Annotated in this window: 15 protein-coding genes; 5 read left to right on the top strand and 10 right to left on the bottom strand. The window is 59.3% G+C overall.

Annotated elements, in window-relative coordinates:
- Positions 1-164: 164 nt before the first annotated feature.
- The 5 genes from RGAI101_RS02180 to RGAI101_RS02160 all read right to left on the bottom strand — a co-directional run bounded on the left by RGAI101_RS02180 (position 165) and on the right by RGAI101_RS02160 (position 5,863).
- The gene (locus tag RGAI101_RS02180; protein ID WP_008225196.1) at positions 165-740 is read right to left on the bottom strand and encodes a sarcosine oxidase subunit gamma; all 576 of its coding nucleotides are present in this window, start codon (positions 738-740) and stop codon (positions 165-167) included.
- A complete protein-coding gene (locus RGAI101_RS02175) occupies positions 733-3,750 on the bottom strand; it encodes a sarcosine oxidase subunit alpha family protein (protein ID WP_008226629.1) in 3,018 nt (1,005 codons plus the stop codon). Before RGAI101_RS02175 ends, RGAI101_RS02180 begins: the two co-directional genes overlap by 8 nt.
- Before the next feature lie 75 nt (positions 3,751-3,825).
- Entirely contained in the window at positions 3,826-4,155 is a 330-nt protein-coding gene (locus RGAI101_RS02170) for a sarcosine oxidase subunit delta (protein ID WP_008228259.1), read from the bottom strand.
- Positions 4,156-4,248: 93 nt separating this feature from the next.
- Positions 4,249-4,521: a hypothetical protein gene (locus RGAI101_RS02165; protein WP_008226085.1), complete on the bottom strand. Its 273-nt coding sequence runs from the start codon at positions 4,519-4,521 to the stop codon at positions 4,249-4,251.
- Positions 4,522-4,618: 97 nt separating this feature from the next.
- Positions 4,619-5,863, bottom strand: a complete 1,245-nt coding sequence (locus RGAI101_RS02160) for a sarcosine oxidase subunit beta family protein (RefSeq protein WP_037228886.1) — start codon at positions 5,861-5,863, stop codon at positions 4,619-4,621.
- 221 nt (positions 5,864-6,084) lie between these two features.
- On the opposite strand from RGAI101_RS02160, the gene ccmI reads away from it, so the two are divergent.
- From ccmI to RGAI101_RS02145, 3 genes are read left to right on the top strand one after another with little or no spacing between them, the layout of a single operon-like run.
- The gene (ccmI, locus tag RGAI101_RS02155; RefSeq protein ID WP_008228039.1) at positions 6,085-7,311 is read left to right on the top strand and encodes a c-type cytochrome biogenesis protein CcmI; all 1,227 of its coding nucleotides are present in this window, start codon (positions 6,085-6,087) and stop codon (positions 7,309-7,311) included.
- Positions 7,308-7,793 (top strand): Holliday junction resolvase RuvX, encoded by a 486-nt coding sequence (ruvX, locus tag RGAI101_RS02150; protein WP_008225244.1) that lies wholly within the window; start codon positions 7,308-7,310, stop codon positions 7,791-7,793. Before ccmI ends, ruvX begins: the two co-directional genes overlap by 4 nt.
- Positions 7,790-8,029, top strand: a complete 240-nt coding sequence (locus RGAI101_RS02145; RefSeq protein ID WP_008229414.1) for a DUF1289 domain-containing protein — start codon at positions 7,790-7,792, stop codon at positions 8,027-8,029. Before ruvX ends, RGAI101_RS02145 begins: the two co-directional genes overlap by 4 nt.
- On the opposite strand, the gene RGAI101_RS02140 is transcribed toward RGAI101_RS02145, so the two are convergent.
- The 5 genes from RGAI101_RS02140 to RGAI101_RS02115 all read right to left on the bottom strand — a co-directional run bounded on the left by RGAI101_RS02140 (position 8,026) and on the right by RGAI101_RS02115 (position 13,941).
- Positions 8,026-8,238, bottom strand: coding sequence for a hypothetical protein (locus RGAI101_RS02140; protein ID WP_037227137.1), 213 nt, complete (start codon positions 8,236-8,238; stop codon positions 8,026-8,028). The genes RGAI101_RS02145 and RGAI101_RS02140 overlap by 4 nt on opposite strands.
- A 181-nt stretch (positions 8,239-8,419) precedes the next feature.
- Positions 8,420-9,178, bottom strand: a complete 759-nt coding sequence (locus RGAI101_RS02135; RefSeq protein ID WP_008225723.1) for a hypothetical protein — start codon at positions 9,176-9,178, stop codon at positions 8,420-8,422.
- Complete coding sequence (locus RGAI101_RS02130) at positions 9,175-9,996, bottom strand: sulfite exporter TauE/SafE family protein (RefSeq protein WP_008226084.1); 822 nt, start codon at positions 9,994-9,996, stop codon at positions 9,175-9,177. Before RGAI101_RS02130 ends, RGAI101_RS02135 begins: the two co-directional genes overlap by 4 nt.
- A 30-nt stretch (positions 9,997-10,026) precedes the next feature.
- On the bottom strand, positions 10,027-11,052 hold the full coding sequence (dusA, locus tag RGAI101_RS02125; RefSeq protein ID WP_037228884.1) for a tRNA dihydrouridine(20/20a) synthase DusA: 1,026 nt from the start codon (positions 11,050-11,052) through the stop codon (positions 10,027-10,029).
- Positions 11,053-12,315: 1,263 nt separating this feature from the next.
- Positions 12,316-13,941, bottom strand: a complete 1,626-nt coding sequence (locus RGAI101_RS02115; RefSeq protein WP_008227110.1) for a long-chain-fatty-acid--CoA ligase — start codon at positions 13,939-13,941, stop codon at positions 12,316-12,318.
- A 91-nt stretch (positions 13,942-14,032) separates the two neighbouring features.
- On the opposite strand from RGAI101_RS02115, the gene RGAI101_RS02110 reads away from it, so the two are divergent.
- Both RGAI101_RS02110 and RGAI101_RS02105 read left to right on the top strand, forming a co-directional pair.
- Complete coding sequence (locus RGAI101_RS02110) at positions 14,033-14,512, top strand: acyl-CoA thioesterase (RefSeq protein ID WP_037227131.1); 480 nt, start codon at positions 14,033-14,035, stop codon at positions 14,510-14,512.
- 22 nt (positions 14,513-14,534) lie between these two features.
- Complete coding sequence (locus RGAI101_RS02105; RefSeq protein WP_008226461.1) at positions 14,535-14,981, top strand: GNAT family N-acetyltransferase; 447 nt, start codon at positions 14,535-14,537, stop codon at positions 14,979-14,981.
- Positions 14,982-14,990: the final 9 nt, after the last annotated feature.

The raw sequence follows: 14,990 nt of genomic DNA, 5'->3' as shown, positions 1-14,990 counted from the left end.
GAAGCCCGCAGCGGCGCGAGGTCAAGGGTAAGAACCCAAAGATCGCCCCCGCCGCGGTGCTCCGGTGCGTTTTACGCTGTGACCGCTTGTGAATTCAACGTCCGCCCCCGCGGTTAAGTTCCATGATTTGCAAGGCTTTTCCAACTGTCGCGGGCGTCACGGCCTCAGCGCTTGTAATAGTTTACTTCGGACCCCGGCTGCGCCGCCGTTTTCAGCAGGTCAAAAACATATTGCGCGACGGACCGGAAACACACCAGATGTGCCGTTTCGGCATCCACCATCCAGAACGCCGCCGGCACCTGTGCCAGTCGCGTGCGCCGGATCGTTCCGACGGCAAAGTTTTCAGGGGACATGTCAACGGGGGCCAGTTTTGCCAGAACCTCGCGGATGTGCTTGCCCTTCAGGCGGAATACGGCGCGGGCATCAGACACGTTTACGGCCAACGCGTGATTGCTTCCGATGCTGTTTTGCAGCGTGTCCAGATGCGCCCCGACCTCTGCATACGTGCAGATCAGCAGCGTCTCGTCCGGGGACATCCACGCGATGCCGGTTTGACCGTTCAGATTGATCCCTCGCATTTCGGGCATGCCAAGGCCGGTGATCTTTTTGATCGGTTTCTTGAGGTAACCTGCCGACAAATCCCCCCGGATCGAGATCATCCCGATCGGATCAAGGGCAAGAATCTCTGCGATACCTTGATTGTAGATGGCACCGTTCAGGGCGCTGATGGGCTCAGACATTCTGCTTCTCCCCTTCCTTGTCGAAAAACACCGGATCGACGATTTTGGCACTGTAGGTTGTTCCATCGGTGCCGGGGAATTCCAGCACCTCGCCCATGCGGTCCGGGCCGTTCAGGACAAGCCCCATCGCGATGCCTTTGCCCAGCGTCGGCGAATGATAGGTCGAGGTGACCCGCCCTATCATCACACGCTGGTTGTTTTCATTCACGCCCTCGCCCACGGCATAAGCACCGTCGGGCAAGGTACTGCCATCGGTCGTCTCAAGGCCCACCAGCTTCCAGCGGGTCGGATCGACCATATGGCTGCGCTCCTGGGCGCGCTTGCCAAGGTAGTCTTCCTTCTTTTTCGAGATCGCCCAGTTCAGCCCCAGATCCTGCGGGATCACAGTGCCATCGGTTTCGTCCCCGATCATGATGAAGCCCTTTTCGGCGCGCAGAATGTGCAGGCATTCGGTGCCATAGGGCATCACGCCCAGATCATGACCCGCCACCATCAGCGCATCCCAGAACGCCTGACCAACGCCGGCATCCACGGCGATTTCATAGCTCAACTCTCCCGAGAACGAGATGCGGTAGATCCGGCATTTGAAGCCGCCCAACTCGCCATCGACCCACTCCATAAAGGCCAGCGCATCTTTGCTGACATCCATGCCGCCCAGCTTTTCAAGACACTTGCGGGCATTGGGGCCCACAACGGCGATCTGCGCGTATTGTTCGGTGACATTTGCAACATAGACGTTCCAATCCCACCATTCGGTCTGCAGCCATTCCTCCATATGCTGGTGGATACGGTCGGCACCGCCAGTCGTCGTATGGCATAGAAACGTGTCGTCATCGATGCGCGCAACAACACCATCGTCGATCAGGAAACCGTTTTCCGAACACATCAACCCATAGCGACATTTACCCGGTTTCAGGCTGCTCATCATATTGGTGTAGAGCATGTCGAGAAACTTGCCCGCATCCGGCCCCTTGACGATGATCTTGCCCAGGGTCGATGCATCCAGCAGGCCCATATTGGTACGCGTGTTGGTGACTTCGCGCATGACGGCGTCGTGGGTCGTCTCGCCGGACCGTTTGTAGGCATAGGGTCTGCGCCAATGGCCGACGGGCTCCCATTCGGCACCGTTTGCGTCGTGCCAATCGTGCATCGGGGTGCGGCGCAGCGGCTGAAAGACTTCACCACGCGCCTCGCCGCCAATCGCCCCCATCGAAATGGGGTGGTACGGCGGGCGGAAGGTGGTGGTGCCGACGGCCGGAATATCCGCGTTCATCGCACCGGCAAGGGTCGCCAGACCGTTGATGTTGCTTAGCTTTCCCTGATCGGTGGCCATACCCAACGTCGTGTAACGTTTGGTGTGCTCGACACTCACAAAGCCTTCTTGCGCCGCCAGCCGCACATCGGACACCTTGACGTCGTTCTGGTAATCCAGCCACGTCTTTTCGCGCAGTTTCACATTCGCACCCTGCGGCATCATCCAGACAGGGGCCAGCGGGGCCTCTTGCTGGCGGTCCGCATTGGGGGACGCGGCAGCCGCGGGCAGCTTGAACCCCAGCGTCGTGACGACCCCGTCCGCTGCCGCATGCGCATCATGAAGGATATCATCAAGCCCAAAGAACCCACCCGCAGCACCCGCAGCGGTCACGAAGCCATGGCCATCCGCACCAAGGGGTGGATTGTCCACATCGGGGCGGAAGGTCGCCAGACCCGCGTCCCATGTCAGCTTGCCACCGCAATGGGACCACAGATGCACGACCGGAGACCAGCCACCCGACATGGCGACGGCCTCGCACTGGATCGTCTCGAGCACAGCCCCTTCGCCCGCCTGGCTGCACACATCCACAGCCGTGACCCGCTTGCCGCCTTTGACGGCAGCCACGGCGTGGCCCATCATCACGCGAATGCCTAGGCCCTTGGCGCGGGCCATCAGTGTCGAATCCTCTGGCAACACGCGCGCATCAAGGATGGCAGGCACAGTCAGCCCCGCCTCGACCAGCGCGATCGCGGTGCGGTAAGCGTCGTCGTTATTGGTAACCACAACGGTGCGGTCGCCGACAGAGACGCCGAAATTCACCAGATAATCGCGCACGGACGCGGCCAGCATCACGCCCGGAATGTCGTTACCGGCAAAGGACAAGGGCCGTTCGATTGCCCCCGTTGCGGTGATGATATGGCCAGCCCGGATGCGCCACAAACGATGGCGGGGGCCTTTGATTTCCGGCGCATGATCTTTCAGACGTTCGTAGCCCAGCACATAGCCGTGGTCATAGACCCCTGCCCCCATGGTGCGCGTGCGCATCTGGACGTTGTCCATCGCGGACAGTTCGGCAATGAGGGCGTCGATGTAATCGGTAACCGAAGCGCCCTCGACCAGGCCGCCATCCACCGGCGCACGCCCGCCCCAATGGGCGGTCTGTTCCAGCAAGATCACCGTGGCCCCCGAAAGGGCCGCCGTGCGCGCAGCCTCAAGCCCGGCTACGCCACCGCCGATCACAAGCACATCGCAAAACGCATGGAAGTGTTCGTAGGTGTCCGCGTCCTTGTCTTTCGGCGCTTTGCCCAAACCCGCTGAATGCCGGATGATCGGCTCGTAGACATGTTTCCAGAACGGGCGCGGGTGGATGAACATCTTGTAGTAGAAACCAGCAGGCAAGAACCGGCTGAGATGCTTGTTGATCCCGCCGACGTCGAATTCGAGGCTAGGCCAGTGGTTCTGGCTGGCAGCATCCAGACCGTCAAACAGCTCGGTCGTGGTGGCGCGCTGGTTGGGTTCGAACTGCCCGCCGTGGCCAAGGTTCATCAGTGCGTTGGGCTCTTCCGGCCCTGCGGCGACGATGCCACGGGGGCGGTGGTACTTGAACGACCGCCCCACCAGCATCTGGTCATTGGCCAGCAGGGCCGAGGCCAGCGTGTCGCCCTCATAGCCGCGCAACTGTTTGCCGTTGAACGAAAAATTCACCGGTGTGGATTTGTTGAGCAGGCGGCCGCCTGTGGCAATTCTGGTGCTCATGGGATCAAACCTTGGTGTTTGCGGAGACGGTGATGCCTCCGGCGGGAGTTTTTTTGGCAAAATGAAGCATCGGCATTATCGGGCATCCGATTTCTGCCAATCAGGGCGGCGGTCGGTGATCTTGTCGATGATGTCCTGGGGCACCGTGCTGGTTTGCGCCGTGTAGGTGCCAAAGATCTCGAGCGTCATGGTATCGCGGGCCGCATGGAACCACTTGCCGCAGCCATAGACATGCCGCCAGCGTTCAAAGTGCACCCCCTTGGGGTTGTCGCGCATGAACAGGTATTTCTCGAAATCGTCATCCGATGCACCGGGACCATGCCGCGTCAGATGCGCCTCTCCTCCTGCGTGGAATTCGGTTTCTTCGGCGGTGATGCCGCAATTCGGACAGGTGAGAACTAGCATGAAACGCTCCTTGCGAGGGTTGCGCGAGACGCAAAAAAGCCGACCCCTGAAAAGGGATCGGCTTTGGCCGTCAGATATATCCAAGTGTCGGTATTAGTTACCGGTAGCAGATTCCGCAGCACCTTCGACGGCTTCAGCAGCCCCTTCGGCAGCATTCTCTGCAGCATTCCCTGCGCCTTCAACAGTGACGTTGACATCGCTTGAGTCGGTGACAGGATCGCCGTTGGCAAAGAAGAAGAAGCCAAACAAGACGACGATGACAACGAGAACGCCGATGACGATTCCGGTCCCTGTGCCGCTGGTTTTGTTGATTGTGGTGTTTGGTGCTTGCGTGTTGGGCGCTTGATTGTGTTCTGGCGTAGCCATGTTACTGATCCTTCATATACTCTATATGAAGACACAACATTGTGAGCGCGAAAATTGTTCCCGCTGCTTTGTTGATTTTTCACGATCCGCGAAAACATCAGTGCGCCACCCCTGCGGCCACACTTTCATCAATGAACCGGCCTTCTTGAAAGCGGTTCAACCCGAAGGCATCTGTCAGCGGCGAGCGACCTTTGGCGATGAGTTCGGCCATGGCCCAGCCGGAGCCCGGGATGGCCTTGAAACCGCCGGTGCCCCAGCCACAGTTGATGAACACACCATCGACCGGAGTCTTGCTCAGGATCGGCGAACGGTCGCCCGTCACATCCACGATCCCGCCCCACTGGCGCAGCATTTTCAAACGCGACACCATCGGGAAGGTTTCGATCAACGCGCGCACGGTTTCCTCGATATGGTGGAAAGAGCCGCGTTGGGTGTAGTTGTTATACCCGTCGGTGCCGCCGCCGATCACCATCTCTCCCTTGTCGGACTGGCTCATATAGCCGTGGACGGTGTTGGCCATCACGACCACATCCATGCAGGGTTTGATCGGCTCGGAGACCAATGCCTGCAGGGCCACGGATTCGATGGGCAACCGGAACCCTGCCATGTCCGCCAGATGGCCCGAATGTCCCGCAACCACCATGCCGAGCTTGTCACAGTCGATGTCGCCACGGTTGGTGGACACGCCCGTAACCTTGCCCCCTTCGGAACGGATGCCGGTAACTTCGCATTTCTGGATCACATCCATGCCCATATCGGAACAGGCACGCGCATAGCCCCAAGCCACCGCATCATGGCGCGCCGTGCCGCCACGGGCCTGCCACAGGCCGCCCAGAACGGGATAGCGCGGGCCGTTGATGTTGATGATCGGCACGAGTTCCTTGACCTTTTCGGGGCCGATGAATTCGGTTGTCACACCTTGCAACGCATTGGCATGCGCCGTGCGCTGATAGCCGCGCACCTCGTGATGGGTCTGGGCCAGCATGATCACGCCGCGCGGCGAGAACATGACATTGTAATTCAGATCCTGCGACATGGTTTCATAGAGCGACCGCGATTTTTCGTAGATCGCCGCAGACGGGTCCTGCAGATAGTTCGACCGGATGATCGTCGTGTTGCGGCCCGTGTTGCCGCCGCCAAGCCAGCCCTTTTCAAGGATCGCCACATTGGTAATGCCGAAGTTCTTGCCAAGGTAATAGGCCGTCGCCAGCCCGTGCCCCCCTGCCCCGATGATGATCACATCATAGCGTTTCTTGGGTTGCGCGTCGCGCCATGCCCGCGTCCAGCCGGTATGGTGGCGCAAAGCTTCGCGGGCGATGGCAAAGGCGGAATATTTCTTCATGGAAGCGGTCCCCGGCATGGATTCGCGCAAACCTGCGCTTTGGGTTCTTTCTGGGTGAGCGTGCAAAAAAGAGGATACTCCCCGCGGCATTCCTTAACAGTTTTGCGACATTGCCTGCAATCGTGCAAAATAGCCGCACGGGTGCAGCAATATGGCCCCTTTTGTCGCAGACGAACAAAGGTTACATGTGCACCCGCAACAATGAATGGACGTTTTACCCCATGATCTTTTGGTTGATCGCTGCGACCGGTGCCGCACTTGTAAGCATGCTTCTGATGCGTGCCTTGTGGCGGGGTGCAACCGCGCCTGTGCCCACGCGCGCTGAACATGACCTGCAAGTCTATCGTGATCAACTGACCGAGGTCGAGCGTGAAGTGGCCCGAGGCGTCTTGTCCGACGCCGACGCCGCCCGCGTGCGCACCGAGATTTCGCGCCGTATTCTGGCCGCCGACACGGCCCGCGCCGATGTCATACAATCCGGCGCACAACCTTCAAAGCTGATGATGGGCGTGATCGCCGCCGCGATGATCGGCGGCAGTCTGGCGCTTTATATGTGGTTGGGGGCACCGGGATATGGTGATCTGGCGCTGCGAGACCGGATCGCCTTTGCCAAGGAATTGCGCGAAAACCGCCCCTCGCAGGCCAACGCCCAAGCCAGCCTGCCCCCCGCACCGACCATGGCCGACCTGAGCCCCGAATACGCAGCACTTTTGACGAAACTTCGCGAAACGGTCGCGACCCGCCCCGATGATGCGCAGGGCCAAACGCTGCTGGCCCAAAACGAAGCCCGTGTCGGGAATTTCGCCGCCGCTGCGACCGCCCAGTCGGCTGTCGTGCGGATCAAGGGGGCGGATGCATCGGTTGAAGAAGTCGCCAGTTATGCAGAATTGCTGGTCTTGGCCGCAGGCGGCTATGTGTCGCCCGAGGCCGAAGCGGTGTTGCGTGCGGTGCTGACGCGCGATGTGGAAAACGGCACTGCGCGGTATTACTGGGGTTTGATGTTGGTCCAGACCGGTCGGCCCGATCAGGCGTTCAAGATGTGGGACGGGCTTTTGCGCCGTGGCCCCAAGGATGCACCCTGGATCGAACCGATCCTGGCGCAGATCGAACCCATCGCCGAAATGGCTGGCGTGAATTACACTGTTCCGGAAATTGGCGGGGGCGCACTGCGCGGCCCTTCTGCGGACGATATCGAAGCAGCCGAGGACATGACCCCCGCCCAGCGGATGGAAATGATCGGGTCGATGGTTGAAGGCCTATCCGAACGTCTTGCCACCCAAGGCGGTCCGGTCGAGGATTGGGCTCGGTTGATTTCATCGCTTGGCGTTCTGGGCCAGACCGACCGCGCGCAGGCGATCTATGACAACGCGCTGGATGTATTTGCCGATGACCCCAAAGCGTTGGACGAGATCTATCGCGCCGGTGAACGTGCGAGCCTGGCCCAATGATTTATGACGATATCACCGATTTTGCCGCAGCCCTGCCGCCGATGCAGGCGCTGATCGGGCTTGATCTGGGGGAAAAGACCATCGGCGTGGCGGTCACCGACAGCTTTTTGTCGGTGGCGACCCCGCTTGAAACCGTGCGGCGCAAGAAATTCGGCCTTGATGCCGCCCTCCTGACCCAGATCATCGCGGACCGGCGCATTGGCGGTGTGATCCTGGGCCTGCCGCGCAACATGGACGGCTCCGAAGGGCCGCGCTGCCAATCGACGCGGGCGTTCGCGCGCAATTTCGACAAGCTGGTGGATCTGCCCATCGGATTTTGGGACGAGCGGCTGAGCACGGTTGCGGCGGAAAAGGCCCTGCTTGAGGCGGATACATCCCGCAAACGTCGCGCCGAGGTCATCGACCACGTCGCGGCAAGCTATATCCTGCAAGGGGTGTTGGACCGCTTGTCGGTTTTACGGGCAAAGGGTGGATTGGCATGAGCGACGAGATCTGGAAACGCAACGAGGTCGAGAGCCCCTGCATCAAACTTTGTGTGGTGCATCCGGAGTCGCGGCTATGTACGGGATGTTTGCGCTCGATCGACGAGATCGGCAGCTGGTCGCGGATGACACCCGAGGCGCGGCGCGCGGTCATGGCCGAACTGCCCTCGCGGGCCGGGGCATTCGGGAAACGTCGGGGCGGTCGGGCCGCGAAACTGGCAAGACGGCAGGATTAATGCGCCTGGCGGGTCACACCATACAGAAAATCAAGCAACCTGTCGCTGGTCTGGGCCCCTTCTGAAAAGGCTGGCGCATAGTCGGAATTTGCAGGGCATGCTGTCGCCATCACGCCAAAGGCCCGGCCCACGGTGAAATATCGCGCTTCGCGCGCTGCCCTTGAAAAGGCGACCACAACGTTTGTCCGGTTTTCCGTAAGAATAGCCATATTATCGTCCCTCGTATCCTTGGCCCTTGTGATTCTGTGATCGGGCCTATGCCGGTTAACAGGATCCCGACATGGTTAAATAACTTTGAAGTTAAGGCGAGATTACGGCAGCACCGTGGAATTTCTGCCCAAATGCGAAATAATCTTTGGCTATTGTTTCCCGGAACAGCAAAATCGCTGGTCAGTCCGGCGCAATCCACGCCTTGGGTCCTTCTGCCAACTGCGGACGCAGATAGGCGATCATCCGTCCCTCGGGGGGTGCGGTTTGATCATCCTCAAACGGGGCCATCCCGTGCAGCAGGTGCCGGTGCAGCAGAATCGACTGACCGGGCCGTGCAAGAACTTCAACGGGGGTGATCTGATTGAATATATCGCGCCGCGCGGCCTGATAGGCTTCGGTCAGATCAACCTGTGCAGGGTCCTGCATCCCCACAGCATCACGCAGCGCCTGACCCATGGCAAGGTGGCTGGCAGGCCAGACCATCAGCGGTGCCGCATCCGTGACATTCAGCGGCAGCCCCAAGATAAAATCGTGCCATTCCCCCAGAAACCGTCGCTTTTGCGGCCCGCGTGACAACAGCCCGTCCACATGGGCGGCAAAGCGGTTTCGTCGAAATCTGTGAGCTGCATCGCTTTCGGTCGCGTCCTGCACCGGATAGCCCGGATAAACGACAGAGAGTTGCGCGCGGTGCCACGCTGCAGGCGCTTTGATATGGTCCTGCCAAGGCCCCGCGAGGGGAATGCCGCCAATGCTGCCGTCGCTGGCATTTGGCAGGGCATCGACGCCCACGAACCACGTGTCACCGTGGCGCAGGTTTTGAGCCCTCAGGGTCGGATCGGCCGTGATCTTTAATGCCAGCTTATGCGCTGCCGACGCCCAGTCCGCGACCTGATAGGTCGCGTCAAAAACGGCAAAGCCGTCTGGGCCCAGACTGTTCAAAAGCCCAGTGATTTGCGGATCATGTTCAGCGCCACAAACACCAGAAACACCGCAAAAACACGCTTGAGCGGTTTGGGGTCCATCGCATGGGCCAGCTTGACGCCCAGGGGCGCGGTGATCAGCGTCATCGCGATGACGATTGCAAAAGTCGGCAGGTTCACCGCGCCGACGGTGTAGGGCGGGCTGTTGGGCGCGGCGTCCACCATCAAGAACCCAATGACGGCGGGCACGGCAATCAAAACGCCGAAGCCCGCAGCCGTGGCCACCGCGCGGTGGATTACCACGTTAAAAAGGCTCATCAACGGGACGCCGAAGCTGCCTCCGCCGATGCCCATCAACACCGAAAGAAAGCCGACCGAAGGCGACAGCGCAGCCCGCGCAACCCCTGTGGGCATCGCCTGCCCCAAGCGCCAGTCGGCCCGTCCAAACGCCATGTAAAGCCCGACGATCAGCGCCAGCGCCCCGAAGATGCCTTGCAGGACGTTGGTGCGCAGCTGCGCCACCACCAACATGCCGATCACGGCACCGATGACGATCCCGGGGGCCCATGTCCGCAGGATAGCCCAATCGACCGCACCTTTTTTGTTATGGCTGTGCACCGACCGGAGCGAGGTCACGATGATTGTCGCCAGCGACGTCGCGAGACACATCTGCATCAGCTGCGGCCCGTCATAACCAAGTGTCTGAAAAGCATAAAAGAACGCAGGCACCAGCACGATCCCCCCGCCCACGCCCAAAAGCCCTGCCAACACGCCCGCAAAGGCCCCGATAACCATGATCAGAACGATCATTTCGATAAGTAACGTGGTGTCGGGCATTTGGGGCTCCTTGCTGGGGTTGGGGTAGTGCTACACCTGATCTTGTGCAGCTGCCAGTGTTTGCATTGCATCAAGCGCATCAAGCAAGACCTGCCGGTTTGCCGCGGGGCCGGATGCGTTTTCGGACAGATGCCGCCGCCAGATGCGCGCCCCCGGGCGGCCCGCAAACAGGCCCATCATGTGCCGGGTGATCTGGTTCAACCGCCCGCCCCCGTCGATATGCGCATCGATATAGGGCAACATCTGCTGCACGGCGTCCTCGGCGGTGGTGTCACTGCCGGTGCCATAGATGCGCCGGTCGGCCTGACACAGGATGTCGGCGGGGCTGTGGTAGGCACTGCGCCCGATCATCACACCGTCCAGCCCGCCGTCCAGAAACCTTTCCGCCTGATCAAGGCTGGTGATCCCGCCATTGACCGAGATATGCAGGTTGGAGAACAACCCCTTCATGCGATGGACAAGATCGTAATCCAGCGGCGGGATATCGCGGTTCTCCTTGGGGCTCAGCCCCTTGAGCCACGCCTTGCGGGCATGGATCGTAACCCTTTCGCAACCCGCCCCCACGATATGGGCCAGAAATTCCGGCAAGACGGTTTCGGGAGCCTGATCATCCACCCCGATGCGGCATTTTACGGTGACTTCGACATCGACCGCCCGCGACATCGCCGCGACGCATTTCGCGACCAGGGCCGGTTGCTCCATCAGGATCGCACCGAAACTGCCCGATTGCACACGGTCCGACGGGCAGCCGACATTCAGGTTGATCTCGTCATAGCCCGCCTGCGCCCCCAACCGCGCCGCTTCGGCCAGTTCGGCCGGATCCGACCCGCCAAGCTGCAACGCCACCGGATGCTCCTCCGGGCTGTGATCCAACAGATGCAATGCCCCACCGCGCACAAGCGCAGGAGATGTCACCATTTCGGTATAAAGCAATGTCTGTTTGGACATCAAACGGTGCAGATAACGGCAATGACGGTCCGTCCAGTCCATCATGGGGGCCACGCTAAGGCGGGCGGCGCGGACAACGTCTGATTTCCTGTTTTTGATTGGATTCATCAGCTCAGCCATCTCTTCCGTCTTCCTTGATTTCGGGCCTGTTTGCCCCCGTTTTCATACCCTGTGCAACAGAATGTTGCAGCGGACCCGAATTGTTACACCGACGCCCCTAGCGGCCGCCACGCCGTTGTCCGTTTTGGAAACGGTCGCAGCCTTGCGTCCAACGCAGATCCATCGGTGCATCGCGGACGAGGTATCGAACCTTGCGCATGGATCTAAACACTATCAAATTTCCACGCCGGTTCCCCCGATATCGAAACACAAGTCTGAGGGGAGATCCCCTATTTGAACCATCCTGAAATGCGCGACGACCGACGGATCGCCGGGCTATACCGCGATCATCAGAAAGAAGCAAAAGGGCAAAATCGCGATGACATTGACCGAAACTTTTCTAAGTGAGCGATCTGCAAAGCATCGGGTTTAATAGCCTGAGAGTGGCCCGAAAAACCAAAGGCCCGTTGGACAACGTAATCCATTCAAAGAAGCGTAAGACATGGGCGATGTGATCGCCGAGTATTCCGCAGTGGCCCCAAGGGTTTTGAAGAGGCAAGAACTGCCAATCACGCATATCTCCAGCGCCTTGATTCCGGCAAGATCGCAGTTCAGGACAAGGCCAACCCTATCTTTTCCAGAGCGGCAAAGAACCTGCTGTCAGGCGTTTGATATCCTCCGGCTGATGACGAAAGGGGCAGCCCGGAACGCTAAGAATTGAAGCTACGCCTACCGCGAAGGGTCAATTCGTACACGGCAACGATGCGCACTGTTGTTCTGTATCGCCTCAATGGATCAAAGCAACTGCCGCCGCCGCCTCACCCGGCGTTTGCTCAGATACTCCGACTTGAGCGATGACGACGAACGCTCTCGCCACATCCGTCATAATCTGGTCATGACCCTTGGACCAACGTCCGTGTCGACGTCCAAAGGGTAAAAAATAATCAACGTTACCAAACGAACAGGGCGATAAGCATTAAGTTAACATAAGTTAACAAAATTCATTGGACATAAAAGTCCAAGTCTGACAGATATTTACCCACCACGGATCAATTTAGATCCCCGAAACACAATTTTATCCCGGCATATTATGGCTTACTCAATTATCCAATCACTCAAACGCATTCGGTGCGTTTTTCATTCATGGCTGGCGCAAAAGCCATTCGATGCCCGAAGATGTTTGTAAATACTGCGGCAAACGGCGGCAGTCGTTTATGTGACGGGCGCGGCAAAGCGCTCCGGGCCTGTTGGTACAGACCCGGAGTTTAATGCTTAGCCGGTTATCAGAACCTCACCGAACGCCTCGCGCAGATTACGCTTGAGCACTTTGCCAGTGGCATTTCTGGGCAGAACGTCTGTGAAAACCACACAGTCAGGAATTTGCCATTTTGCGATCTTGCCTTCGAAATGGCTCAGGATTTCCTCTTGGCTGGGGTCTTCTCCCTCGCGCTTGACCGCGATCAGGATGGGCCGCTCGTCCCATTTCTCATGACGCGCGCCGATGACTGCGGCATCGGACAGTTTCGCATGCGAGATGGCAATATTTTCAAGCTCGACCGAGCTGATCCATTCCCCTCCCGATTTGATGATGTCCTTGGAGCGATCCCGGATCGTGACATAGCCGTCGGCGTCCATCGTCGCCACATCGCCCGTGTCGAACCAGCCGTCCTTGGTCAGCGTTTCATCCCGCGTCTTGCGGAAATAGGCGTCAAGGATCCAGAAGCCCTTGGTGACAAGATCACCTTGGGTCTTTCCGTCATGGGCCACGGGCTGGCCGTTTTCGTCCAGAATCTCAAGATCGACCCCGTAGACCGGACGCCCCTGATTTTCGCGCAAGCGGTGCTGGTCTGCCTCGGGCAGTTCCAGATGCTTGGCCAATGGCTGGTTGATGCTGCCCACCGGTGACATTTCGGTCATGCCCCAGGCATGGATCGTCTCGACCCCGTAATCTTCGCGGAACGATGTCATCATCGACGGCGGGCAGGCCGATCCGCCAACGACGGTGCGCTTGAGGCTGTCCAGTTTGCTACCGATCTTTTTCGCCTCGCCCAGCAGGCCCAGCCAGATTGTCGGCACACCAAGCGCCAGCGTGACCTTGTATTTGTCGATCAAACCCACCAGCGACGGACCATCCAGCCCCGGCCCTGGCATCACCATGCGCGCACCGACCATCGCGCTGGCATAGGGCGCGCCCCATGCGTTCACGTGGAACATCGGCACGACAGGCAGCACGACTTCTTTCGCGGAAATCGCGATGCTGTCGGCCAGATTGATGGCAAAGCTGTGCAAAACGGTCGAACGGTGCGAATACAGCACCCCCTTGGGGTTGCCCGTGGTGCCAGAGGTATAGCACAGGCTGGAGGCCGTGTTTTCGTCCAATTCGGGCCATGCAAACTCTGGATCGCCGCTGGCAACCAGCTCGTCATAAAATTTGAGGCCGGGAATTTGCTTGGCAGCTTCCGCATCCGAGCCTTCCATCAGCACGACATGATCAAGATGCTCAAGCTTGTCCATGATCGCAGCCACCAGCGGCACGAAAGTCTTGTCGATGAACAAGACCTTATCTTCGGCATGGTTCAGGATATAGACCAACTGTTCGGGGAACAGACGCGGGTTGATGGTGTGGCAGACGAAACCACCGCCAGATGCACCAAAGTAAATCTCCAGATGGCGGCGGTTGTTCCATGCAATCGTGCCGCACCGCGCCTGTGGTTCCAGCCCAAGGCTTGTCAGCGCTGACGCCAGCGCGCGGGAGTTCGCACCGACCTGCCCCCATGTCGTTTCCTCGACACCGCCTTCGGTCTTGACGGAAAAAATCTCGCCTCCTGCGTGGTAGCGCTGCGCATGTTCGATCAAACTGGAGATCGTCAGCGGTTTATTCATCATTTGGCCAAGCATGGCGCATCCTCCCGGGATTCAATTTTTTTTCGTACCCTGAACAATCTAAACCTCTCTTGCAAGCGCCCTGTCACCCCCTTACGCAAGGTGAATGACACTTGCATTCCACACCCCCCTATCCGCCAGCCAGCAACAAGCGGCCGGCGTGACTGATCCACAACCCCTGGCAATGGCCGACCAGGTCCGTTTCTCTGATCTGGACACCAACAACCACGTCAACAATACCGTGTATTTTGAATGGTTTGAACGGCTGCGAATCCGTTATACCCAGCAGTTGGTCGAACAAGGTCTGATCGACGCACCCGGGCCGCGGGTCGTCATCCGGTCCGGGTCGATCCGCTATCTTCACGAGCTGCTGGAGCGTGAGAACTACATCGTGACCTGCCGATGCACCGGCTTTCGCAACACCTCGTATAGCCTGGCGCAACAGGTCTGGGTGGGCAGTCAATTGCACGCCACCTTCGACTGCGTCCTGGTGCTGCTGACCCGCGACGGCACCGGACGCTATCCCCTGCCCGACCGGCTGAAACACCATTTTGAAACTGTCGATCAAGCCGTCGCCGATGGCTGATCTTTTAAGTTGAGGAAACGACATGACCACGAACACCCGCCCCCTGACCGCAACGGACCGAGCCGCCTGGGAAGGTCTGTTTGCCGGATACGCCGCTTTCTACAAGGTCGACCAGACGCCTGAAATGCGCGAGACGGTGTTTGGCTGGCTGATGGATGACAACCACAGCAGCAACTGCATCGTGGCCGAAGACGCGTCGGGCACGCTGGTCGGGTTTACCCATTATCGCCCCTTCGCAAGTCAGCTGCGCGCCATCACCAATTGTTTTCTGGATGATCTGTTCGTGGACCCCGCCGCCCGCGGATCGGGGGCGGCACAGGCATTGATCGGGGCTGTCAAAGCCGTGGCGCAGGAAAAAGGTTGGGGAACGGTCCGCTGGATCACCGCCGAAGACAACTATCGCGGGCGCGCGGTTTATGACAAGCTGGCCACCCGCACACCTTGGGTCACCTACGACATCAAGGTTTAGCCCCGAAAG

Source organism: Roseobacter sp. GAI101 (assembly GCF_000156335.1).
Lineage (GTDB): Bacteria > Pseudomonadota > Alphaproteobacteria > Rhodobacterales > Rhodobacteraceae > Sulfitobacter.
This window is presented reverse-complemented; position numbering and strand designations above follow the sequence as displayed.

Excerpts from the sequence above, each read along its gene's own strand:
- RGAI101_RS02180 (WP_008225196.1), bottom strand. The coding sequence starts at position 740 with ATGTCTGAGCCCATCAGCGCCCTGAACGGTGCCATCTACAATCAAGGT.
- RGAI101_RS02175 (WP_008226629.1), bottom strand. The coding sequence starts at position 3,750 with ATGAGCACCAGAATTGCCACAGGCGGCCGCCTGCTCAACAAATCCACA.
- RGAI101_RS02170 (WP_008228259.1), bottom strand. The coding sequence starts at position 4,155 with ATGCTAGTTCTCACCTGTCCGAATTGCGGCATCACCGCCGAAGAAACC.
- RGAI101_RS02165 (WP_008226085.1), bottom strand. The coding sequence starts at position 4,521 with ATGGCTACGCCAGAACACAATCAAGCGCCCAACACGCAAGCACCAAAC.
- RGAI101_RS02160 (WP_037228886.1), bottom strand. The coding sequence starts at position 5,863 with ATGAAGAAATATTCCGCCTTTGCCATCGCCCGCGAAGCTTTGCGCCAC.
- ccmI (WP_008228039.1), top strand. The coding sequence starts at position 6,085 with ATGATCTTTTGGTTGATCGCTGCGACCGGTGCCGCACTTGTAAGCATG.
- ruvX (WP_008225244.1), top strand. The coding sequence starts at position 7,308 with ATGATTTATGACGATATCACCGATTTTGCCGCAGCCCTGCCGCCGATG.
- RGAI101_RS02145 (WP_008229414.1), top strand. The coding sequence starts at position 7,790 with ATGAGCGACGAGATCTGGAAACGCAACGAGGTCGAGAGCCCCTGCATC.
- RGAI101_RS02140 (WP_037227137.1), bottom strand. The coding sequence starts at position 8,238 with ATGGCTATTCTTACGGAAAACCGGACAAACGTTGTGGTCGCCTTTTCA.
- RGAI101_RS02130 (WP_008226084.1), bottom strand. The coding sequence starts at position 9,996 with ATGCCCGACACCACGTTACTTATCGAAATGATCGTTCTGATCATGGTT.
- dusA (WP_037228884.1), bottom strand. The coding sequence starts at position 11,052 with ATGAATCCAATCAAAAACAGGAAATCAGACGTTGTCCGCGCCGCCCGC.
- RGAI101_RS02115 (WP_008227110.1), bottom strand. The coding sequence starts at position 13,941 with ATGCTTGGCCAAATGATGAATAAACCGCTGACGATCTCCAGTTTGATC.
- RGAI101_RS02110 (WP_037227131.1), top strand. The coding sequence starts at position 14,033 with ATGACACTTGCATTCCACACCCCCCTATCCGCCAGCCAGCAACAAGCG.
- RGAI101_RS02105 (WP_008226461.1), top strand. The coding sequence starts at position 14,535 with ATGACCACGAACACCCGCCCCCTGACCGCAACGGACCGAGCCGCCTGG.